The 21,538-nt window shown below is 42.6% G+C and carries 18 protein-coding genes; 16 read left to right on the forward strand and 2 right to left on the reverse strand.

Annotation, left to right across the window (positions count from 1 at the left end; all coding sequences use genetic code 11):
* Positions 1–128: 128 nt before the first annotated feature.
* From V7K21_RS14940 to V7K21_RS14980, 9 genes are all read left to right on the forward strand, one after another.
* Entirely contained in the window at positions 129–1,502 is a 1,374-nt protein-coding gene (locus tag V7K21_RS14940; RefSeq protein WP_335175470.1) for a ScyD/ScyE family protein, read from the forward strand.
* A 174-nt stretch (positions 1,503–1,676) separates the two neighbouring features.
* Complete coding sequence (gene scyF / locus V7K21_RS14945) at positions 1,677–2,873, forward strand: scytonemin biosynthesis PEP-CTERM protein ScyF (RefSeq protein ID WP_335175472.1); 1,197 nt, start codon at positions 1,677–1,679, stop codon at positions 2,871–2,873.
* A 199-nt stretch (positions 2,874–3,072) separates the two neighbouring features.
* The gene (locus V7K21_RS14950; RefSeq protein WP_335175474.1) at positions 3,073–4,362 is read left to right on the forward strand and encodes a glycosyltransferase family 4 protein; all 1,290 of its coding nucleotides are present in this window, start codon (positions 3,073–3,075) and stop codon (positions 4,360–4,362) included.
* A gap of 18 nt (positions 4,363–4,380) precedes the next feature.
* Positions 4,381–5,481 carry a bifunctional chorismate mutase/prephenate dehydrogenase gene (gene tyrA / locus V7K21_RS14955; RefSeq protein ID WP_335175476.1) on the forward strand — a complete coding sequence of 367 codons (1,101 nt, stop codon included), beginning with the start codon at positions 4,381–4,383 and terminating at the stop codon, positions 5,479–5,481.
* 12 nt (positions 5,482–5,493) lie between these two features.
* Positions 5,494–6,141 carry a DsbA family oxidoreductase gene (locus V7K21_RS14960; protein ID WP_335175478.1) on the forward strand — a complete coding sequence of 216 codons (648 nt, stop codon included), beginning with the start codon at positions 5,494–5,496 and terminating at the stop codon, positions 6,139–6,141.
* Positions 6,135–7,331, forward strand: a complete 1,197-nt coding sequence (locus tag V7K21_RS14965) for a 3-dehydroquinate synthase (protein ID WP_335175480.1) — start codon at positions 6,135–6,137, stop codon at positions 7,329–7,331. The genes V7K21_RS14960 and V7K21_RS14965 overlap by 7 nt, the downstream gene beginning before the upstream one ends.
* Positions 7,332–7,767: 436 nt before the next feature.
* Complete coding sequence (locus tag V7K21_RS14970) at positions 7,768–9,972, forward strand: anthranilate synthase (RefSeq protein ID WP_335175482.1); 2,205 nt, start codon at positions 7,768–7,770, stop codon at positions 9,970–9,972.
* Between the two features lie 188 nt (positions 9,973–10,160).
* Entirely contained in the window at positions 10,161–11,036 is an 876-nt protein-coding gene (trpC, locus tag V7K21_RS14975) for an indole-3-glycerol phosphate synthase TrpC (protein WP_335175507.1), read from the forward strand.
* Positions 11,037–11,229: 193 nt separating this feature from the next.
* On the forward strand, positions 11,230–11,355 hold the full coding sequence (locus V7K21_RS14980) for a hypothetical protein (protein ID WP_335175483.1): 126 nt from the start codon (positions 11,230–11,232) through the stop codon (positions 11,353–11,355).
* Positions 11,356–11,652: 297 nt separating this feature from the next.
* Here V7K21_RS14980 and V7K21_RS14985 read toward each other — a convergent pair whose 3' ends face one another.
* Positions 11,653–11,886 (reverse strand): hypothetical protein, encoded by a 234-nt coding sequence (locus V7K21_RS14985; protein ID WP_335175485.1) that lies wholly within the window; start codon positions 11,884–11,886, stop codon positions 11,653–11,655.
* A gap of 123 nt (positions 11,887–12,009) precedes the next feature.
* Here V7K21_RS14985 and trpA point away from each other — a divergent pair, with 123 nt between their 5' ends.
* The 4 genes from trpA to trpD all read left to right on the forward strand — a co-directional run bounded on the left by trpA (position 12,010) and on the right by trpD (position 16,701).
* Positions 12,010–12,843 (forward strand): tryptophan synthase subunit alpha, encoded by an 834-nt coding sequence (gene trpA / locus V7K21_RS14990; protein WP_335175487.1) that lies wholly within the window; start codon positions 12,010–12,012, stop codon positions 12,841–12,843.
* 108 nt (positions 12,844–12,951) lie between these two features.
* Positions 12,952–14,205: a tyrosinase family protein gene (locus V7K21_RS14995; protein ID WP_335175489.1), complete on the forward strand. Its 1,254-nt coding sequence runs from the start codon at positions 12,952–12,954 to the stop codon at positions 14,203–14,205.
* 50 nt (positions 14,206–14,255) lie between these two features.
* Positions 14,256–15,497, forward strand: a complete 1,242-nt coding sequence (gene trpB, locus V7K21_RS15000) for a tryptophan synthase subunit beta (RefSeq protein WP_335175491.1) — start codon at positions 14,256–14,258, stop codon at positions 15,495–15,497.
* 112 nt (positions 15,498–15,609) lie between these two features.
* Complete coding sequence (gene trpD / locus V7K21_RS15005; protein WP_335175509.1) at positions 15,610–16,701, forward strand: anthranilate phosphoribosyltransferase; 1,092 nt, start codon at positions 15,610–15,612, stop codon at positions 16,699–16,701.
* A 54-nt stretch (positions 16,702–16,755) separates the two neighbouring features.
* Here trpD and V7K21_RS15010 read toward each other — a convergent pair whose 3' ends face one another.
* Entirely contained in the window at positions 16,756–16,941 is a 186-nt protein-coding gene (locus tag V7K21_RS15010; RefSeq protein WP_335175493.1) for a hypothetical protein, read from the reverse strand.
* A gap of 58 nt (positions 16,942–16,999) precedes the next feature.
* Here V7K21_RS15010 and aroF point away from each other — a divergent pair, with 58 nt between their 5' ends.
* The 3 genes from aroF to V7K21_RS15025 all read left to right on the forward strand — a co-directional run bounded on the left by aroF (position 17,000) and on the right by V7K21_RS15025 (position 21,405).
* Complete coding sequence (aroF, locus tag V7K21_RS15015; RefSeq protein ID WP_335175495.1) at positions 17,000–18,100, forward strand: 3-deoxy-7-phosphoheptulonate synthase; 1,101 nt, start codon at positions 17,000–17,002, stop codon at positions 18,098–18,100.
* A 1,023-nt stretch (positions 18,101–19,123) separates the two neighbouring features.
* Positions 19,124–19,768: a hypothetical protein gene (locus V7K21_RS15020; protein WP_335175497.1), complete on the forward strand. Its 645-nt coding sequence runs from the start codon at positions 19,124–19,126 to the stop codon at positions 19,766–19,768.
* A 230-nt stretch (positions 19,769–19,998) separates the two neighbouring features.
* Positions 19,999–21,405, forward strand: coding sequence for a hypothetical protein (locus V7K21_RS15025; protein WP_335175499.1), 1,407 nt, complete (start codon positions 19,999–20,001; stop codon positions 21,403–21,405).
* The last annotated feature ends 133 nt before the right edge of the window (positions 21,406–21,538 follow it).

A 21,538-nucleotide genomic window follows, 5' to 3' on the forward strand; every position in this document is an offset into this window, starting at 1 on the left:
AAACCAATATTCAGTACCTCTTAAAAAAGGCATTGTCTACTCTGCGTTTTTCAAAAACTGGAATTCGTTGTCTTTAAAACCATAAAAGTTTCCACAAACAAATTACTTAGCTCTCAATCTCCAAAGGTATGAAACTCAAATCATTTGCTCTTACATCTGTTACATTTTGTTTTACTGCTATTTGTGGAACACTATCTGCACAAGCTGCAACCCTAACGACAATTGTCGATGGAATCAGTAATGCACGGGGTGTTAGCTTTGGCCTTGACGGTAGTATGTACGTAGCAGAACCAGGTATCGGAGGAAACGGAAATTGCCAACCATCTCCAAGTACGCTGTTTCAACCTATCTGTGCTGGTAACACTAGTTCACTCGTTAAAGTTTCACCGGACGGCACTACACAGCGTCTACTTAATAACTTTGAGTCTCTAGCAGAACAACCTACAGGCAATCAAGGGGCCGGTATTGAAGACGTGGAATTCGACTCTAAAGGGAATGCTTATCTTCTGACTGGGTATGCTGGTTATCCAGGAAACCGTGATCTAGAAACATTTAAACTAGGTACTCAATCCCCTATCCCACAAAATCAACTTGGTAGTTTTCCGCCATCAACAGCCGATAAAGTACTGAATAGCCCGCTTTTAGCACAACTGTACAAAGTTGACTTGAAGACGGGAGCGCTCAACAGTATTTTTGACTTTGCCAAGTATGAAATCACCAAAAATCCAGACAAAGGGGATGTGGTTACCAATCCCTATGATCTGACTATTAATGGCGATAATGCTTATGTCGTTGATGGGGGTGGGAACGCTGCTTACAAAATTAAACTTGATGGAAGTAAGTCTGAAGCGATCGCAATTCCTAAAAACGCCATTAGTAACTCCGACTTGCCACCAGGATTAAAATTACCTCCTGGGCTATTAGAGCAGCTTCCAGGAGGAAAAACGGCAATACAAGCAGTACCCACTGGTGGCACAATTGGTCCCGATGGAGCTTTATACGTTGGCGAATATACGGGTTTTCCTTATCCAGCAGGTAAATCACGGATTTGGCGCATCGGTAAGGATGATAAGCCAGAAGTTTTTCTGGATGGGTTTACGCACATCACAGACCTAACCTTTGATAAGAAAGGAAATTTGCTGGTTTTACAATTCAGCGACAAGTCCCAGTTAGGGGGTGACATCACAGATCTACCCGGTTCTCTGATCGAAGTTGCTCCTGATGGCACTCGCACAACACTCGTTGCAGCCGGTCAAGGGCTAGATTCGGCTGATGGAATTGCAATTGGCCCTGACGGTAAGATTTATATTACCAATCAGGGTGTCGGCAAAGGACGAGGGGAGGTTGTTCGGGTGGATGGTATCGTTACACAAGTAGTTCCCGAACCTGGTTCAATAGTTGGCTTATTAGCACTTGCTGGTGTAGGCGCAACTGCTGCTCTCAAGCGCAAACGCCAAGACAAGTTGGATGAAGAGTTGCTAGCCAAAGCAGAGACTGTCTAATTCCTCTTTCCCTGGCTCTATCAGGGAATACTTACAAAATAGGCTGCTGCCTCACACAGGAAGTTGCATTTCAAACAAGAGGCAGCAGCCCAAATTTCCGGGTTCCCAAACTGGGACTGGGAACAAAATTAGTCTAGGAAAGAGTATAACTCATACAACCACGACTTCAAACTCATGGGATTAGTCAAAAATTTGTCAATCGGCATTCTCGGTACTGGATTCTTGGTGTTGGCAACAGCAGCCCAATCCAAAGCTGTATCATTAACTTTCGACAGAACTATCGGTGAACCAGGCTTCGGCCCTGGGCAACTGTTTGTTCCCCAAGGCATAACGGTGGATAGCCAAGGGAATACCCTTGTAGCTAATGGACGCGGTGTTAACCCGGATGGTACTCCTAACTACAACCTCGGTGACAAAATTGAAAAATTTAGTCCCAGCGGTCAGTATATTGGAGCAATTGGCTCCGGCGGCACAGGACCCGGACAGTTTGATGAGCCAACAACTGTAGACTTTAATCCCGTAACAGGGGATTTGTATGCAGGTGATGTTCACAACAACCGCGTGAATCAATTCGATTCTCAGGGTAACTTTATTAGATCCTTTGCAAATGGAGATTTTACCGGTCTCATACCAGGTAGGCTTTTCTTTGGACCATCTGGTGTGACATTTGACAAAGCTGGCAACGTGTACGTTGGTGATTTTAACGGCGAAAGAATCCTTAAATTCACACCAGACGGAAAGCAAATTGGTGTCATTGGTGGCAAGGTGGGCACTGCACTTGGAGAAACTCAAGGTGTAGCAGGTGTAAGAATTTCCCCAGTCAGTGGAAATATCTTTCTAGCTGACCAGTATAACAACCGCGTTCAAGTACTCGATCCAAATGGTAAACCTCTGTACACATTTGGTTCAGCAGGTAGCGGACCTGGACAGCTTCTTAACCCAATTGGTATCGAAGTGGACGACCAAGAGAATGTCTATGTAGCTGATGCTATCAACAGCCGCGTTCAGGTATTCGATAAAAACGGTAAATTCTTGACTTCTTACGGTCAACCAGCCCTAGATGCATCAGGCAAACCAGTCCCGCCTCCAGGATTAACTGACCCCCCATTTGGCAATCCCCTCGACCTTACTCCAGGCAGATTTAACTGGACGGGTGGGACAGCCCTTAAAGATGGCAAGCTTTATGTGGGCGATTTCTTCCAAGGTCGCGTCCAAGTGTTAAATGTAGAAGGCACAACTCAAGTACCTGAACCTAGTTCAATATTGGGTTTAGCATTGCTTGGATTTGGGGCTGCTACCGTTACATTGAAGAAACGTGGGCAACAAAAGCCAGTCTTCAGTTTAGAGAAGGAACTGCAAAAACAGTGCTGAGTTTTGATGCTTGAGTAACAGTTTCGTAGGGTGGGTTAGCCAAGGGTATAACGCACCATCTCAAGAATTTTGGTGCGTTACGCTTCGCGGTAACACACCCTATTGGCTCCCCTAATAAATTTTCAAAACAAGGGAGATAAAAACCGGGTAACACAACAAAGCCAACATTATCAAGGTGCTTCCAGGACATTAACAGCTCATGCACATTCTGATTTATTCATATAACTATCATCCAGAACCAATTGGTATTGCACCTTTGATGACTGAACTAGCAGAAGGGCTGGTGAAGCGAGGACACCAAGTACGGGTAATCACAGGTATGCCTAACTATCCTCAGCGCCAGATTTACGATGGGTATCAGGGTAAGTTATACGTTACTGAACAGAAAAATGGTGTCAATATTCAGCGTAGTTACCTGCGGATTAAGTCTAAACCCAACCTCATAGATCGGCTACTCTTAGAGTTGAGCTTTGTCTTTACGAGTTTGCCACAAGCGCTCAAGGGCGAACGACCTGATGTAATTCTCTTAACAGTACCGCCACTATTAGTTTGCTTACCTGCAACCTTAATAGGTTGGTTATACAACTGCCCAGTAGTGTTGAATGTGCAAGATATTCTCCCAGAAGCTGCCGTGCGTGTTGGGTTAATTAAAAATAAGTTGATGATTCTAGCTCTGGAAGCGCTAGAAAAATTTGCCTACCGAACTGCACATACCGTTAGCGTGATTGCTGATGGCTTTGTAGATAATTTAAGAAATAAAGGTGTACCTGCTAATAAAATTGCCTGCATTCCCAATTGGGTGAATCTAAATTTTATCCGCCCTTTACCGAAGGAGAAAAATTCTTGGAGAGCTACCCATCAACTCAATGGTAAATTTGTAGTACTTTACTCAGGTAATATTGCTCTGACGCAAGGTTTGGAAACAGTAATAGAAGCAGCAGCTCACTTGCGTCATCTAAAAGAAATTGTCTTTGTCATAGCTGGCGAATCGCAAGCTCTCGAAAGGTTGCAAAAACATTGTCTTGCTTGTGGAGCAGATAACGTTTTGCTTTTACCATTGCAACCGCGAGAAAAACTACCACAAATGTTAGCAGCCACAGATGTCGGGTTGATTGTGCAAAAGCGCAATGTGATTTCCTTCAATATGCCTTCTAAAATACCACTGCTGTTAGCCAGTGGTCGCCCAATTGTGGCTTCAGTTCCCGCCACTGGGACTGCTGCCAAAGCTATCCGAGAAAGTGACGGTGGCATTATTGTTGAGCCAGAGTCAGCAGATGATTTGGCTGCGGCGGTATTGGATTTATATAATCAGCCGGAATTAGCAGCGCAATTAGGGCGTAGAGGAAGAAAGTTTGCGGTAGAAAACTATTCCTTTGAGCAAGCATTAGATCGGTATGAAGAGTTATTTTCTGATGTGATTGCCAAAGGAGCAACAACTTTGGATATCTTGCCCGAAATGAGTTCTAAAGAATCACTTGTTGATATTTGAAAATTGGGGACAGCAAAAATGCCTTTGAAATCCTCTTATTCAGATCAGCTTAAAAAAACTGACCAAAGCTTGATCGCCTTACTGAGCGATCGCCTATCATTATTAGCAGCATCAGAATTTCCTTCTTTAGATGAACAACTGGCTAGTGTGGCTCTCCTACTTGCTGAAGCTGGTATTCCTGAGTCTGTTTGGGCAAGTGTAGTAAATAGTTGTCATGCCACTCTAATTCCTAAATCTGCAATAAATCATCTCAGCGCCCGACAAATTACCATCATCGGTGGATGTGGCAGGATGGGAAGATTATTTAAAGAGCAGCTTCAACAAGTAGGTCACAATGTTAGTGTTCTCGAACATGAAGATTGGGAGTATGCAGATCAACTGTTAAGTCATGCAGAATTAGTATTAGTAAGCGTTCCTATTGAATTTACAGTTGATGTTATCAAGCGTGCAGCTAAATACCTTGCCCCAAATACAGCTTTATGTGACATCACGAGTGTAAAAACTCAGCCAACTCAGGCAATGCTCGAACACCATTCAGGCCCAGTTATGGGTTTACATCCAATGTTTGGGCCAAATATAAAATCGTTTTTAGGACAAAAAGTGGTAGTGTGTCCAGCTCGAAACGATGATTCATTTCAATGGTTATTAGATTTTCTTAAAAGTCAAGGTGGGGAGTTGATTGTTTGCACGCCTGAAGAACATGATCAAATGATGGTGATTATTCAAGCAACGCAGCATTTCTGTAGATTTAGTCTTGGTGTTTTCTTAGCACAAACAAGAGTTGACATAGAGCAAAGTATAACAATGTCAACTCATAACTACCGTCAAGAAATTGACATTGTTAAACGTTTGTTTTCTCAAAATCCTCACTTATGTGTTGATATTATGTTAGCTACAGAAGAGAGGTGTGATGCAATTAGGTCTTTAGCTAATACTTACAGCCGATTAGCGAAACTGGTGTTGAATAAAGATAGAGACGCATTAATTAAAGAATTTGAAAATACTCAAAGCTTTTTTGAAGATAAAATTAATCCTTTGCTACAGCCTTTAAAAACAACGGCTAAAACGTCTCTACAACCAGATTTTAAACCACAGATGCACACAAATATTAGCATTTAAGGAACAAAAAATATGCTGATAGACATCTTTCACGATCCTGTTTGTCCCTGGTGCAGAATTGGAATAAAAAATCTGTTTGATGCACTGGCACAATGGCAAGAAAAAGAAGTAGATATCCGCTGGCATCCCTTTATTCTCGACAATGCTGTTCCTGCTGACGGGTACGAATTTTACAGCTTTATGCGAAATAGAAAAGGTATCAAAGCGGAAGAACTGCAACTTCTGTTTGATTCTACACGACGCGCAGGTGAAGCAGCTGGAGTCAAGCTACATTTTGACAAAATCCGTTTGGCTGTCAATACTAAGCTTTCTCACAAACTGATTGCACTCGCACCAGTAAATGTAAAAAACGATGTCGTAGAAGCCATTTATAAAGCTTACTTTGAAAAGGGTTTGAATATCGGAGATATTGACGTTCTAATTACCATAGGTACAGCTTACAAAATGGGTTATAGGGAATTATGGCTACAATTAAATGATGATGCTGCGGTTAAAGCCTTTGTAGCTGAATCAACATTTGCTCGGCCGAATGGCATCAACAGTGTGCCGTTCTTCATCATCAATAACAAAGTCAAGATAAATGGTTCTCACTCGGTAGAAATGTTCCTTCAAGCTTTGAATCGTGCCGCACTTATAGATAGATCAGCAAAAATATGGTAGTTGAGATCAAGCAAAAAGGTAGATTTAATCTGCAACCAATTCATCAACGTGTTTCGGTTACTTTCAACTATGAGGTTTACTTCACCCAAAATTTATTTGAGTTGAAAAACCCGACGCTAGCGCAAGTGATTACAGCGGATGGGGAGACAAAGCCCAAGAAAGTAGTTGCAGTGGTAGACGCAGGAATATTGCAGTATCAACCTGAATTGGTTAAGCAATTAGTAGCGTATACCAAGTTTTATGCAGAGGTGCTAGCGATCGCAGCCCAACCGATGATAATTACGGGAGGAGAAGCTGCCAAAAATGATCCCACTTTGCTAGAGCAAATCCACCAACAGATAGAAGCAGCCGGATTGTGTCGCCACTCCTACATATTAGCGATCGGGGGTGGGGCTGTGTTGGATTTAGTAGGATATGCTGCTGCAACTGCTCACCGGGGAATTCGCGTCATTCGCATTCCGACAACGGTGTTAGCGCAAAATGATTCCGGGGTTGGAGTAAAAAACGGCATCAATGCCTTTGGTAAAAAGAACTTTCTGGGCACATTTGCGCCACCTTATGCAGTTATAAATGATTCTGCCTTTTTGACAACTCTAGATGATCGCGATTGGCGTTCTGGGATTGCAGAAGCAATCAAAGTAGCGCTGATTAAGGATGCTAACTTTTTTCATTTTATCCATTTCCACACCGCAGCCCTTGTGCAGCGAGATATGGACACTATGCAAGAGATCATCTATCGTTGCGCTCAGTTACATCTAGAACATATTGCTAATAGCGGCGATCCTTTTGAAATGGGTTCGTCTCGTCCCCTGGATTTTGGACATTGGGCGGCTCATAAACTGGAGCATTTGACAAATTATAGTTTGCGTCATGGCGAAGCAGTTGCGATCGGTATTGCTTTGGATAGCACCTATTCTCATCTTTTAGGACTGCTGGATTGTTCAGAATGGCAACGGATATTAAATACTTTGTTGGCGTTGGGTTTCACGTTGTATGTGCCAGAAATGGATGAGGAGTTATCACAACTGGAACATCCTCATTGTCTGTTCCGGGGTTTAAGCGAGTTCCGCGAACACTTGGGTGGAGAATTGACTTTAACGCTATTACAACGCATTGGGAAAGGAATTGAAGTTCACGAGGCGGATTTGTTTTTGTACAGGCAAGCAATATTGCTGTTGCGGAAGTTTTAGGGTTCTTTTTCGTGGTGAATTGAGGGGTGAATTTTAAACGTATAGGCACTTCGCCTTTCCGCAGGGTAGGAACGCTGAGTAATACACAGGTTTGATGCAAGGCAATTTTTTCGCTATAAATTTGCGAGAGCATCTACTACTTTTGAGAGAGGCGGAGAGTTTTAAATAGCGTTTTTAGAAAAAGTACTAGAAAAGCAGTATAAAAAGCGAATAAATTGACACCCAATCGAAAAATTATTCAATGTATTATCTGCTTGATATCTAGTAATCTTAAATAAGACACAAAACTTTACTTATATTTTTTACGAATAATCGGCGGATTAAAAAAATTGAAATACATGCAAATAAAATCATCTAACTTTGTTATTTATCTATAAATAAATAATAATTTATCTCAAATAATGACTAATTAATAACTACTCCAGAGAAATTACTCATGATTTTTGATTCCTATTGCTACAAAACCTTTGGTGGTGTAAGTGTTTATCGCTCCATGACAGAAGTAAAGATGGACACTGCCCTCGAAGATGTTCTGTTCCACTTAAATTCTCAGCGTGGAGGCTTGCTAAGGAGCAGCTACGAATATCCAGGGAGATACAAAAGATGGGCGATTGGATTTGTCAATCCACCATTGGAATTGGCTACACAGGAGAATACTTTTACTTTGATAGCGTTGAATGAACGCGGCCAAGTCCTTTTACCATTCCTCTTAGAGCGCTTATCTCAGTCAGAACAACTTGAGAAAGTCACCCAAGATAATAACCATATCGTAGGCTTTGTTAAACCTGCCAAAAAATTATTCGCTGAAGAAGAACGTAGTAAACAACCTTCAGCATTTACTGTTATCCGGGATATTCTATATACTTTTACTAGTGAAGAAGACGAGCATCTAGGCTTGTATGGTGCGTTTGGTTACGACTTAGTTTTTCAGTTTGAACCAATTACCCAATCTCTGGAACGTCCTACAGATCAGCGGGATTTAGTGCTTTATCTGCCAGATGAATTAATAGTGGTTGACTATTATCAGCAACGCGCATTTCGTTTACAATATGAATTTGAAACAGCGCATGGCAGCACTAATAATCTTCCTCGAACAGGTGAGTCTATAGATTATCGCGGAAAACATCTTCTCCCAAATCAAACTGCTGACCATAAAGTAGGGGAGTATGCCAAAAAAGTTGAGGTTGCACTCGATTATTTCCGCCGAGGTGATTTATTTGAAGTTGTTCCTAGTCAAAACTTTTTTGAAAGCTATGAAGACCAACCCAGCAAGTTATTTGAAACTTTAAAAGAAATAAATCCTAGTCCTTATGGATTTATTTTTAATCTAGGTGGAGAATATCTTATTGGTGCATCTCCAGAAATGTTTGTGCGGGTTGAAGGGAAGCGCGTAGAAACCTGTCCAATTAGTGGTACTATTAGCCGAGGACAAGATGCTCTTGATGATGCGGTGCAAATTCGTCATTTACTCAACTCCCACAAAGACGAAGCTGAGTTGACGATGTGTACTGATGTCGATCGCAATGACAAATCCCGAATCTGTGAACCTGGCTCAGTACAAGTGATTGGTCGTCGCCAAATTGAATTATACAGCCACTTAATTCATACAGTAGATCATGTAGAGGGGACACTGCGATCGCAATTTGATGCCTTAGATGCCTTTCTTTCGCATACATGGGCGGTTACAGTCACCGGCGCACCCAAAAGAGCCGCAATAGATTTTATTGAACAGCATGAAAAGAGCGCTCGACGTTGGTATGGTGGAGCAGTTGGCTATTTAAATTTCAATGGGAATTTAAATACTGGATTAATTTTGCGGACAATCCGATTAAAAGACTGCATCGCTGAAGTGCGAGTTGGTGCTACTGTCCTTTATGACTCCATACCACAAGCAGAAGAACAAGAAACAATTACTAAAGGTGCTGCTTTATTTGAGACGATTCGTCGTGTTAAGCAAACGAGCCAGAAAATTGATCAGTCCAGTTCCATCAAATTAGCTAAAATTCTCCCAAGTGCGGAAGCTGGCAAACGCATCTTACTAATAGACTATGAAGACTCATTTGTTCATACCCTAGCCAATTACATTCGCCAAACTGGTGCAAGTGTTACCACACTGCGTCATGGTTTCTCGGAATCGCTATTCGACACAGAACGCCCTGACTTAGTTGTTTTATCTCCTGGCCCTGGTAGACCTAGTGATTTTGGGGTTTCAGAGACTGTCGGTGCCCTTCTTCATCGCCAAATTCCTATTTTCGGAGTTTGTCTGGGATTGCAAGGCATCGTTGAAGCTTTTGATGGAAAATTGGGAGTTCTTGACTATCCTCAACACGGTAAATGCTCACGAATTTTTGTCACTGATTCAGATTCTGTTACCTTCAAAAACTTACCGAAATCCTTTACAGTCGGTAGATATCACTCATTGTTTGCCCTACCGCAGCATTTCCCGAAAGAACTCAAAGTAACAGCGATGTCTGATGACGACGTAATTATGGGCATTGAACATCAGACACTTCCCATCGCCGCCGTTCAGTTTCATCCAGAATCAATCATGACTTTAGCGGGAGAAGTCGGTCTGGAAATCATTAAAAATGTGGTGCGTGCATATACTCAAACCAAAGAATCATTAGTTATTGGTCATTAGTCAAGAGTTGCCTCGCCTCGTTCCCATGCTCTGCATGGGAATGCTATCCCTGAGGCTTTGCCTCATAATTAGACGCATTTTTTGCCTATGATTTTAAGAGTGTTTTTAGTCGTACCGGATAGGCAGAGCCTGCACAGAATGCATTCCCAGATGGAATCTGGGAACGAGAATAACGAGAATAATTAGTTATTTCCCCATTTCCTGCCACTCCCCATTCCGTCAAGTATTTTATGATTAACCGAGTTGCCCCTCCCCGCCATATTCTTGAAGAAATTGTGTTGCATAAAAGGCAAGAAGTTGCACAAATGCAGCAAGAACTGCCCTTAGCTTCCTTGCGACAACAGTTAAATGCAGCCCCGACAGTGCGAAATTTCTTAACTGCTTTACAAGAAAATCCCAACCAACCGAGCTTAATTGCCGAGGTTAAAAAAGCATCACCTAGCCGGGGGATTATCCGCGCAGATTTTGATGCAGTAGCTGTTGCTCAAGCTTATGAACGAGGTGGTGCAGCTTGTTTATCAGTCCTGACTGATCATAAGTTTTTTCAGGGTAGTTTTGACAATCTTGCTAACGTGCGATCGCAAGTAGCATTACCCTTACTGTGCAAGGAGTTCATCATTGACCCTTATCAAATCTATTTAGCACGAACAGTGGGTGCAGATGCAGTTTTGTTGATTGCTGCCATTTTATCAGACCAAGAACTCCAAGATTTTTCGCGAGTGATTCATGATTTAGGCATGAATGCACTGGTGGAAGTCCACACTTTGGCTGAACTGGATCGGGTGCTAAAGCTTGAGGACTTACGTTTAGTAGGAATCAACAATCGCAATTTAGAAGATTTTACCCTTGATTTAGGAACAACACAGCAACTTTTAGCACAGCGCCAACAAAAATTACAAAGTTTGGATATCACCGTCGTCAGTGAATCTGGATTGTATACACCTGCGGATTTATCTTTTGTCGCTGAAGCTGGTGCGCGTGCAGTTTTGATCGGAGAGTCTTTAGTTAAACAAAGCGATGTAGAACAAGCTGTGCATACTTTGCTAAGACTTGATCCTCCCTAACCCTCCTTAAAAAGGTGGGAATTAAAGCAAGCCTTTCTAAGGCAGTTGGGTGGATGTTTACGAAAATAGGCTTCTCGCTGAAGGCGGGTAAAAGGGGCATTTTAGGGCAAGAGAAAATAATTTTTCCCTTTTGCTTTCCCCCTCAACCCTTTCCCTGTTCCTGATTCTGCTTTGAGGAAATTGTATGAAAGCGATGGTGATCACAAACTTCGGAAGTCCAGAAGTCTTTGTAGAAAGTGAAGTGGATAAACCAACACCAAAGAACAACGAAGTTTTAATCAAGCGGTTACAAAAGCTAATGGTCGCGCTGTCACTATAACAGGCATGACGGGTGATTTAAACATCACTATTTGTAAAAATATTACTGTCCACTTTACACACTTAGATTGCACCCGTTTTAAGCTTGATGCTTTGAGAAACCTAATTGAACTGGGTCCTATCAAACCTGTTGTCAATAAGACTTTTTCTACTTCCTCAAGTGGCACAAGCGCATAAAACGTTTGAGGAAGGCGGTGAGGGTGTACGCGGTAAGATTGTTGTACAGGTTGTATAAGTCAACGTTTATGATTTATCGCTTATGGTTAATTTGTGTCTTTCTGTAAACCATTACCTATTGCTAGAATCTCCAATCTAAAAAAATGAAGCTTTGATACTCGTTCACGGAGCGAAAAGACTCATTAACGAGGTTCAAAGACTCGTTAACGGAGCAAAAAGACTCGTTCACGAGATTCAAAGACTCGTTAACGGAGCAAAAAGACTCATTCACGAGGTTCAAAGACTGGTTCACGGAGCAAAAAGACTCGTTCACGAGATTCAAAGACTCGTTCACGAGATTCAAAGACTCGTTCATGGAGCAAAAAGACTCATTCACGAGGTTCAAAGACTCGACGACAAAAAATGTAGAATGAACATCGCTAATTGCTAAATGTTGATTCTTCCAGAACTATTAATTAATCATTAACCATTTTTTTGAATGACTTCTATCTCTGATTCCTTTCAAACTTTACGCGATCGCCAACAGTGTGCTTTAATCCCCTTTATCACAGCAGGCGATCCTAACTTAGAAACTACTGCCGAGGCTTTACGTATCTTAGATCGCAATGGTGCTGACTTCATTGAGTTGGGCGTTCCCTACTCCGATCCTCTGGCAGATGGGCCTGTAATTCAAGCAGCAGCAACCCGCGCTTTGCAAAAAGGCACGAAATTAGAGCAAGTGCTAGAGATGTTACAATCTGTCAGTCCTAGCCTAAAAGCGCCGATAATTCTATTTACTTACTACAATCCCATTTTGTACCGGGGTATTAAGTCGTTTTTGGCGCAAATTGCTACTGCTGGGGTGCAAGGATTGGTAGTACCAGACTTACCCTTAGAAGAAGCAGAAGAATTAATCCAGACTGCTGCATCTTTCGGAATTGAGGTAATTTTACTCGTAGCTCCTACCAGTTCTAGAGATAGAATTGAAGCGATCGCTCGTCAATCTCAGGGTTTTATCTACCTGGTAAGCGTTACAGGTGTTACAGGTGTCCGCGCTCAAATCCAAGACCGTGTAAAGTATTTAATTACAGATTTGCAAAGCATCACCGATAAACCCATTGGCGTTGGTTTTGGCATCTCAGGCCCAGAACAAGCGCATCAAGTAAGGGAATGGGGAGCAGATGCGGTGATTGTTGGTAGTGCCTTTGTTAAAAGGTTAGCTGAAGGTAGCCCGACAGAAGGATTGCAAGCAGTAGAAAAGCTTTGTCAAGAACTTAAAACAGCCATTACAGAAAGTCGGCGCGAAAGTCCATCTCTTCAGGAGGTGGGATAAATTCACCCGCAGACTTAGTAAATAGGGAATAGGGAATAGGGAATAGGGGATTAATTTCTCTTTCTCCCCCCTGCCCCCTGCCTCCTGCCCCCTGCTTCCATTAAGATAATGAAACTCCTGCTGAAATCCGTCAAAATATTAATTTATAGCCTACTTATAGTTAGCGCCTGTGCTATTACAGTCTTTGCCCACGATCGCACTGATCACGGACAATACGAATATCATTGGCATTACAATTTTCCAGAAAAACAGGCTCACCAAGCTGTAAGAAAGAACGTAACTGACCTGACATCAGCAGAGAAAATAGCTTTCGTTAAAGCTATCAAAACCTTAAAAACGATAATTCCCCCAGGTAGCAAGCTCAGTATTTACGACCAATTCGTTGCCATACATCTAGGGGCAACACGCTTGATTCATAAACACAAAGGACATTCCGATAGTTCCGTTCACGAACTTGCTCATGAAAATGCCGCATTTTTCCCTTGGCATCGAGAATATATCCGCAGATTTGAACAAGCTTTGCAAGCAGTAGACCCAACTGTTAGCCTGCCATACTGGGATTGGACTGACGCCAAAGCACTTGATGTGATTTTTAACGATGACTTTCTTGGTTTTAACGGTCAAGGAATAACCATCAAAATTCCAAATCAGGGGAATTTTACAGGCGGCCCAGTGCCTGGGGCTTTTGCTGCTGCAAATGGCTGGGTTATGAATCCAGCATTAAACATTGACCCAGATACCGGAACATCTTTAGGTACATCACTTGTACGCTTTCTCCGACTACCTCCTGCCAGTGATTACCCTTTGCCTAAAAAAGATATTGAGCGTGTCCTTGCTCTCAATGATTATTCTTTATTTCGCCCTGCTTTGGAAGGATTTATCTCTATAGATGAGCAGGGTAAAGTCACGCCAGGAGGATTCATCCACAACTACATTCATGGCTTAGTCGGTGGGGTACAGATAAACGCGACTACGACACCCATAACGTTTAAGAGTCTGGGTACGATGAGCAATATACCAAGTTCGCCCTATGACCCAGTGTTTTGGTTGCATCATGCCAACACAGACCGCCTCTGGGCTGAATGGCAAGACAACGGTCATAAAGGCAGCGATTTTTATCCTCCCGATGGTCATAGTCAGCCTTATGGACACAATCCTAAAGACCTAATGTGGCCTTGGGACGGCGGTATGTCTAACCCGAAAGCTACGGCGTTAGGAGATTTACTATCGCTATTACCAAATTTTAACTCTGACGATTTGGTGCGCCCAATAGATGTTTTGAATTACAGGGAACTAGGCTATACCTACGAAACCTCTGAAAAGAAAACGCAAAAAGAATCTTATCTCTGGGATAAGTTCTAAAAATTTAGAACGAGAGTAAAAAATACTTAAAGTTTAAAGGATTTTGAACTATGGTAAGCACACAAGATATCAAAGCTACGATTTCATCTACAACCGTGCAACCTGACCTTTTAGGCAGGTTTGGAAAATTCGGCGGTAAATACGTCCCCGAAACCTTGATGCCTGCATTAAGTGAGTTAGAAACTGCGTTTCATCAATATCGCGATGAGCCAAGTTTCCAAGCAGAACTGCAAAACCTACTGCGGGATTACGTAGGACGACCCAGCCCATTATATTTTGCTGAACGCCTGACAACAAACTACGCTAGACCAGATGGCACGGGAGCGCAAATTTATTTAAAGCGTGAGGATTTAAATCATACAGGCGCTCACAAAATCAACAATGCTTTGGCTCAAGTGTTACTCGCTAAACGCATGGGCAAGAAGCGGATTATTGCAGAGACAGGTGCAGGTCAACATGGGGTTGCGACTGCAACTGTATGTGCGCGGTTTGGTTTGAAATGTGTGATTTACATGGGCGTCCAGGATATGGAACGCCAAGCCCTGAACGTGTTTCGGATGAAGTTGATGGGGGCAGAAGTACGTCCAGTAGAGGCAGGTACGGGAACTCTCAAGGATGCAACTTCTGAAGCAATCCGTGATTGGGTGACGAATGTGGAAACAACCCATTACATCCTGGGTTCTGTTGCAGGACCCCATCCCTACCCGATGATCGTGCGTGATTTCCACGTGATAATCGGTGTAGAAACTCGCGCTCAATCTCTAGAAAAATGGGGAGGATTACCAGATATTCTTCTGGCTTGCGTGGGTGGAGGTTCCAATGCGATCGGCTTATTCAATGAGTTTGTGCATGAACCTTCGGTGCGTCTAATTGGAGTAGAGGCGGCAGGTGAAGGTGTAGATACAGAAAAACACGCTGCTACCTTGACAAAAGGAAAAATAGGTGTATTGCACGGTGCAATGAGCTATTTGTTGCAAGATGATGATGGTCAAGTAATCGAAGCTCATTCAATTAGCGCGGGATTGGATTATCCCGGCGTTGGCCCTGAGCATAGTTATTTAATGGATCTTGGTCGCGCCGAATATTACAGTGTTACCGATAAACAGGCGTTAGATGCATTTCAAAGGCTTTCGCAACTAGAAGGAATTATCCCAGCCTTAGAAACTGCTCATGCGATCGCATATCTCGAAACCCTTTGTCCTCAGTTAGAAGGCAGTCCCCGCATTGTCATCAATTGTTCTGGTAGAGGTGACAAGGATGTGCAAACCGTCGCAAAAATCCTTAATCACTAGTAGTCTGTCTTTTACTAATGCCCAATACCCAATACCCAATGCCTAATACTTCTCTACGAGAGGCTGCGCCAACGGCTTCGCTCAGTACAAGTGCCTAATGCCCATTACGAATATGATGGCTGCAATTCAAACTCCACCCGATAACATCTTCATCCTTCCTGAGTTCTACAACTGGCCAGCTTTATTGCAACAGTTGCTGAATCGGCAATCGTTGACGGTTTCCCAAGCTGCGGATCTGATGCAAGGTTGGCTGATAAATGCCATTCCTCATGTACTATCAGGAGCGATTTTAGCCGCAATTCAAGCCAAAGGCGTATCTGCCGAAGAATTAGTAGGCATGGCTAGCGTCTTACAATCCCAATCTTCTCCTACTCCCTACTCCCTCCCCACTCCCCTAATAGACACCTGTGGAACTGGTGGAGATGGAGCTTCAACCTTTAATATCTCCACTGCTGTGGCCTTTGTTGCCGCAGCCGCAGGGGTAAAAGTTGCCAAACATGGCAATCGTTCAGCATCTAGCAAAACTGGTTCTGCTGATGTGTTAGAAGCTTTGGGGATAAATCTCAACGCCACTCCGGAAAAAGTGCAAGCCGCAGTGGGCGAAGTCGGGATCACCTTTTTATTTGCTCCAGGCTGGCATCCTGCACTCAAGGCGATCGCTACTTTGCGAAAAACTTTGAAAGTGCGGACTGTTTTTAACTTACTTGGCCCGCTAGTAAATCCCATGCGACCGACAGGGCAAATTATTGGTGTCAACGACCCGCTTTTACTAGAGGAGATTGTTCAAGCTTTATCCCAATTAGGATGTCAGCAAGCGATCGCACTCCACGGGCGGGAACGTTTAGATGAAGCTGGTTTGGCAGATGCCACTGACTTGGCTATACTCCAAGATAAAAAAGTGCGTTGTCTAACGCTCAATCCTCAAGAACTTGGTTTGAGTTTTGCACCAACTGCGGCTTTGCACGGTGGAGATGTTCCAGAAAATGCGGAAATCTTGAAGGCAGTTCTCCAAGGTAAAGGCACTCAAGCACAGCAAGATGTAGTCGCTTTGAATACAGCCTTGGCCCTGCAAGTTGGTGAAGCCATTCATGGGGAAACGGATGTTTTAGCAGGTTGTGTTAAAGGTATTGTCCTTGCCAAGAAAATTCTGCAAAGCGGCGCAGCTTGGACAAAACTAGAACAACTTGCGGAATTTTTGCGCTAGACGAACCTTTCTTATAAGGAGCTAGGGTGTACACGCAAGTTTTCTAAAGCTGCCTTACACCTTGACCTGCAATGCCAATGCATTGACTCGCAATGCCAATGCATCGACTCGCAATGCCAATGCATCGACTCGCAATGCCAATGCATCGACTCGCAATGCCAATGCATCGACTTGCAATGCCAATGCATTGACTCGCAACGCCAATGCATCGACCTGCAATGCTAATGCATCGACTCGCAATGTTAATGCATCGACCTGTAAAGATTAGCCCATCCAAAATATATACAAGGAAAAACAGATGATTATCATACTTAAGACTGGTACACCTCTTGAAGAAATTACTCGCATCAGTCAAGAACTAAGTGAAACTTGGAAAGTGACAGTAGAAAAAAGTGTTGGCACTCATAAAGTTGTCTTGGGGCTAATTGGTGATACCACTAGCATCGATAAATTACAGGTTCAAGAGTTTAGCCCTTGGATTGAGCAAGTAGTACGGGTACAACAACCTTTCAAGCGGGTAAGTCGAGAATTCCGAGATGGACAAGCCAGCGAGGTCGTTGTACCTACACCTAACGGTGATGTCTATTTTGGCGAACACCATCCGATTGTAGTGGTAGCCGGGCCTTGTTCTGTTGAGAATGAAGCGATGATTGTCGAAACGGCAAAGCGGGTGAAAGCAGCAGGGGCACAGTTTCTCCGTGGTGGAGCCTACAAACCCCGTACTTCACCTTATGCCTTTCAAGGTTATGGTGAAAGCGCTTTAGATTTATTAGCAGCAGCGCGGGAAGCTACCGGTTTGGGTATCGTCACAGAACTGATGGATGCTGCCGATTTATCAGCAGTAGCGAGAACAGCTGACATTATCCAAATCGGAGCTAGGAATATGCACAACTTTTCGTTGCTGAAAAAGGTAGGCGCTCAAGATAAACCAGTGCTGCTGAAGCGCGGGATGTCTGCCACAATTGACGAGTGGCTGATGGCGGCAGAATATATTTTGGCATCAGGAAATCCAAATGTAATTCTTTGTGAGCGGGGAATCAGAACCTTTGATGGCAAATATGCCCGCAATACTTTAGATTTATCTGTACTTCCGGTGTTGCGATCGCTTACCCATTTACCGATTATGATTGATCCCAGTCATGGTACAGGTAGGTCTGAATATGTTCCATCTATGGCAATGGCTGCGATCGCAGCTGGTACAGATGCCTTGATGATTGAAGTTCACCCCAATCCAGCTAAGGCTTTATCTGATGGGCCCCAATCTCTCACCCCTGATAAATTTGACCGCTTAGTTCAAGAAATGTCAATTCTGGGCAAAGTAGTTGATCGCTGGTCTACACCTGCATTTGATAACATTGGCGAAAACCAGATTCTCCTCACACCAGAACTCTCAAAGTAGATAAAGCCTAATCTTAACCGATTTTTTGCAAACGGCTAAACCTGATCAACAGATTCTTTTCTTTAAAAAATCCGTTGATCAGTTTTTCTTAAACTACCCCACCCTGCTAACACTGAGGGCGGGGTTTTCACCTGGATTTCTCACAACTGAGAAATTCGGGCTAGAAGGGTAGTGATTGCAGCGTCTGTAATGAATTTTATTACTTAGTGGGACTTAGACAAAAAACACCAAAAAAATAGTCTCAAATCTATATACAGATTGACTTTGACCGAAAACGACTCATGATATAAGCCCCTAATATTTATGGGGATCATTTAGTGAATGCGTGAATTCAGAGCGTACTCCTACGGGGATCTTGCTACGCGCAGCGTCTCGTTAAAGAAGCGACGTGACATCGTTTTGCTTCGTTTGTTGATAGGACTTACGCAAAAAACCTCTCAAACTCTTATTCCTCCGTGTCGCGCCAGTTGCTTTTCCTATACCTGTGCGTTAGTCCTGGTTGATATTATTTGCGTTTGGGTCATTTTTGGTTATTTGGTGTATTTACCCTACCCTGTATGGGTTTTAGGCTTATTTTTTCCTCGAAAATGTTTAAGTCCCGTGAGGATGATTTTGGGTTAAATAATCTGAATTCTTATAACTTTTCAAACACCCTCTAAAGATTTGACAAATTTATCAAAAAATTATTCATTGCAATATGATATTTAATCAAAATACAATTCTATTACACATTTTTTCCATATAATGTTCTATTTTTTAGTCTAAAAATATCTAATATTTTGACGCATTTATCAAAAAAATTTCCATTGTAATTAGAAGTTAAATTATATATTATAAGTGAAAGTAGCATTAGAAATTGATTATCTTCACTTTACAAGTTAATCGAAGAAACTAAGAGCTACTAATAACTAGTTTTGCTAATAAAAATACAACATGAAATTCATGAGCAAGATTTCATCTTGTCCATTTTATGTTGTCATTCTAGCAAGGTTTTTATTTTAAGAATTAGGAGGATTAGTCCTGATGGCAGATTTGAATAGTAGTGGTACTGGGAACTCTTCTACTAGCGCAGACAAGTTGAGAGATTCACCCTTCGGTCGCTTGAGTGAAGTTCTGGGTGATAAAGACCTCTCCCAGATATTCAGTGGTGCTGGTAAAGGAGAAGGTAGCGGTAGTTCACCATTTGGTGGTAGTGGTACTGGTACTGGTAGTAAGCCGGATTTAGCCTATGGTGGTAATCCTTTCGCTGGTGACAACTTTTGGAACATCTTTGCAGGTGGTAAAAATCCATCCGCAGGCGGTGCTAACCAGGGTAGTACCACTGACCCTTTGACTGGTGTTGGCAGCAAGGGAAGTACTATTAGCACAACTGAAATACCGGACGGATTCGGTTTGAGGGGTACTATTGATAACCTAGTTAACTCAAAGCTTAAAGAGACACAGGGTAGTAGCGTCATCCCATCATTTGGTGGTGGCGGTAGCAGCATCCCATCATTTGGTGGTAGTGGTAGCAGCATCCCATCATTTGGTGGTAGTGGTAGCAGCATCCCATCATTTGGTAGTAGTGGTAGCAGCATCCCATCATTTGGTGGTAGTGGCAGCAGCATTCCATCATTTGGTGGTAGTGGCAGCAGCATCCCATCATTTGGTGGTAGCGGCAGTCATTAGAATTTTTGGAACAATGATGAGTTCTTCAGTACATACTATGCGAATTGACTATGTTATGCACTGAAACTCTTTATTAGTAAGGACTTTAGGTAAGATTTTCTGTCAGGTTGACAGTGAAGATGATTAAAGCCTTTATTTAGAGAAATTTTGGGTTGAGCAAATTCATACTTGGCGTAGCATGTACTGAAGACCCTAAAATTTTTTAACTAAAAATAGGAGAATTAGTAGCAATGGAAGCGTCTGCTGTCAATTTCATTAATGGTAAGGTTAATACCTTTAGTGCCGCTGGCGATCGCAACCTGTATAGCAGTAGTTCCTTTGCTACCAATAGCAGTTTGTATACTGAAGGCAGTTTATTGACGGGTGGTAGCAACCCCTTTGCAGGTAACAGTTCCATTCCAGGTGGCGGTAGCAACCCCTTTGCAGGTAACAGTTCCATTCCAGGTGGCGGTAGCAACCCCTTTGCAGGTAACAGTGCCATTCCAGGTGGGAGTAGCAACCCCTTTGCTGGGGATGCTGGCAGTAAGCTTCAGCAATTAATCTTTGATCGCTTGAAGTTAATTTTGGGTAAAAATTTTTTCCAGGACACTAATAACACATTAGCAAATGGAAGTAACCCATTTCTAAACGGTGGCAATACCACTGCAATTGGCGGTATCAACCCCTTTGCTGGCAACAGTAGCCCTATAGCAGGTGCTGGAAGTTTGCTTCAACAATCGCCTTTCGATCCGTTGAAAGAAGTCCTTGGTAATAATATACCCTTTAGTAACAGTGGCAATACGTTTAATACTGGTAGTAGTAACCTTATTACTAATGCTGGAAGCCCACCCTTTAATAAGGGCAACCTACCCGTTGGTAATAGCAATAGGAACTTTGGTAGTAAGAACGCAACCATTGGTAATTTTAACTCTGACTATGGGAGCAACAGCGCAACCATTGGGAATGGTAACTGGAACTTTAATAATGATAATGCAACTATCGGTAATGGTAACTGGCTATTTGCAAAGGGTAACACAACTCTTGGTAACGGTAACTGGTATTGGGACGACGGAAATAGTAATGCAATATTAGGTAATGGTAATTGGCACTTTGGGAGTAACAATATAGCCATTGGAAATGGTAATTGGGACTTCGGTAGTAACAACACAATTATTGGTAATGGCAACTGGGTTTTTACGAGTGGAAATGAAATCATTGGTAATGGCAAATTGTTAGTGGATAGTCATAACACAACCATTGGAAACATCAATAATCCCAGCCCCAGCAGTTTAAAGTTATTTCCACAAGGGATCAAAACTGATGCTAACAATCTGATTGACTCTCTTGTAGGTAAGATAGGTCAAAATTTTCTTGGGTTAACAGGAGATTTTGATGTATCAAGTAGCCAGACATTTAATCGGCTCATCTCTTCTAGAAGTGTTGGTATTAATGACACTAATATATCTAAAGATATTGAGCAACTTTTGGCATCACTCAGCCCAATTCAAGGGAATGTGATTGATTATCAGTCTGTGCAAAACCTTCAGTCTGTCCCAGAACCTACTTCTTCAGTGTCGCTGATAATAATGGGACTTGTGTGTTTGCTGTTGTCAGTGTTTAAAAAACAACAAAATTCAGTAGACCAAAAAGTTTTATGATCGTCAAAAAAGAGTAATTTATAATCAAGTTTTGGAAGAGTACGCCTTATGTGAATTAAGCCACAGGATGCTGTTCAAAAGTAAGAACATCAATACCAAAACGCTGGCGCAGAAAAATACGCAGAGTATGACT

Source organism: Nostoc sp., from assembly GCF_036919595.1.
Lineage (GTDB): Bacteria > Cyanobacteriota > Cyanobacteriia > Cyanobacteriales > Nostocaceae > Nostoc.

What these genes read in the sequence shown, in the direction of transcription:
- V7K21_RS14940 (WP_335175470.1), top strand. Translation starts at nt 129, where the DNA reads ATGAAACTCAAATCATTTGCTCTTACATCTGTTACATTTTGTTTTACT.
- scyF (WP_335175472.1), top strand. Translation starts at nt 1,677, where the DNA reads ATGGGATTAGTCAAAAATTTGTCAATCGGCATTCTCGGTACTGGATTC.
- V7K21_RS14950 (WP_335175474.1), top strand. Translation starts at nt 3,073, where the DNA reads ATGCACATTCTGATTTATTCATATAACTATCATCCAGAACCAATTGGT.
- tyrA (WP_335175476.1), top strand. Translation starts at nt 4,381, where the DNA reads ATGCCTTTGAAATCCTCTTATTCAGATCAGCTTAAAAAAACTGACCAA.
- V7K21_RS14960 (WP_335175478.1), top strand. Translation starts at nt 5,494, where the DNA reads ATGCTGATAGACATCTTTCACGATCCTGTTTGTCCCTGGTGCAGAATT.
- V7K21_RS14965 (WP_335175480.1), top strand. Translation starts at nt 6,135, where the DNA reads ATGGTAGTTGAGATCAAGCAAAAAGGTAGATTTAATCTGCAACCAATT.
- V7K21_RS14970 (WP_335175482.1), top strand. Translation starts at nt 7,768, where the DNA reads ATGATTTTTGATTCCTATTGCTACAAAACCTTTGGTGGTGTAAGTGTT.
- V7K21_RS14980 (WP_335175483.1), top strand. Translation starts at nt 11,230, where the DNA reads ATGGTGATCACAAACTTCGGAAGTCCAGAAGTCTTTGTAGAAAGTGAA.
- V7K21_RS14985 (WP_335175485.1), bottom strand. Translation starts at nt 11,886, where the DNA reads ATGAACGAGTCTTTGAATCTCGTGAACGAGTCTTTGAATCTCGTGAAC.
- trpA (WP_335175487.1), top strand. Translation starts at nt 12,010, where the DNA reads ATGACTTCTATCTCTGATTCCTTTCAAACTTTACGCGATCGCCAACAG.
- V7K21_RS14995 (WP_335175489.1), top strand. Translation starts at nt 12,952, where the DNA reads ATGAAACTCCTGCTGAAATCCGTCAAAATATTAATTTATAGCCTACTT.
- trpB (WP_335175491.1), top strand. Translation starts at nt 14,256, where the DNA reads ATGGTAAGCACACAAGATATCAAAGCTACGATTTCATCTACAACCGTG.
- trpD (WP_335175509.1), top strand. Translation starts at nt 15,610, where the DNA reads ATGATGGCTGCAATTCAAACTCCACCCGATAACATCTTCATCCTTCCT.
- aroF (WP_335175495.1), top strand. Translation starts at nt 17,000, where the DNA reads ATGATTATCATACTTAAGACTGGTACACCTCTTGAAGAAATTACTCGC.
- V7K21_RS15020 (WP_335175497.1), top strand. Translation starts at nt 19,124, where the DNA reads ATGGCAGATTTGAATAGTAGTGGTACTGGGAACTCTTCTACTAGCGCA.
- V7K21_RS15025 (WP_335175499.1), top strand. Translation starts at nt 19,999, where the DNA reads ATGGAAGCGTCTGCTGTCAATTTCATTAATGGTAAGGTTAATACCTTT.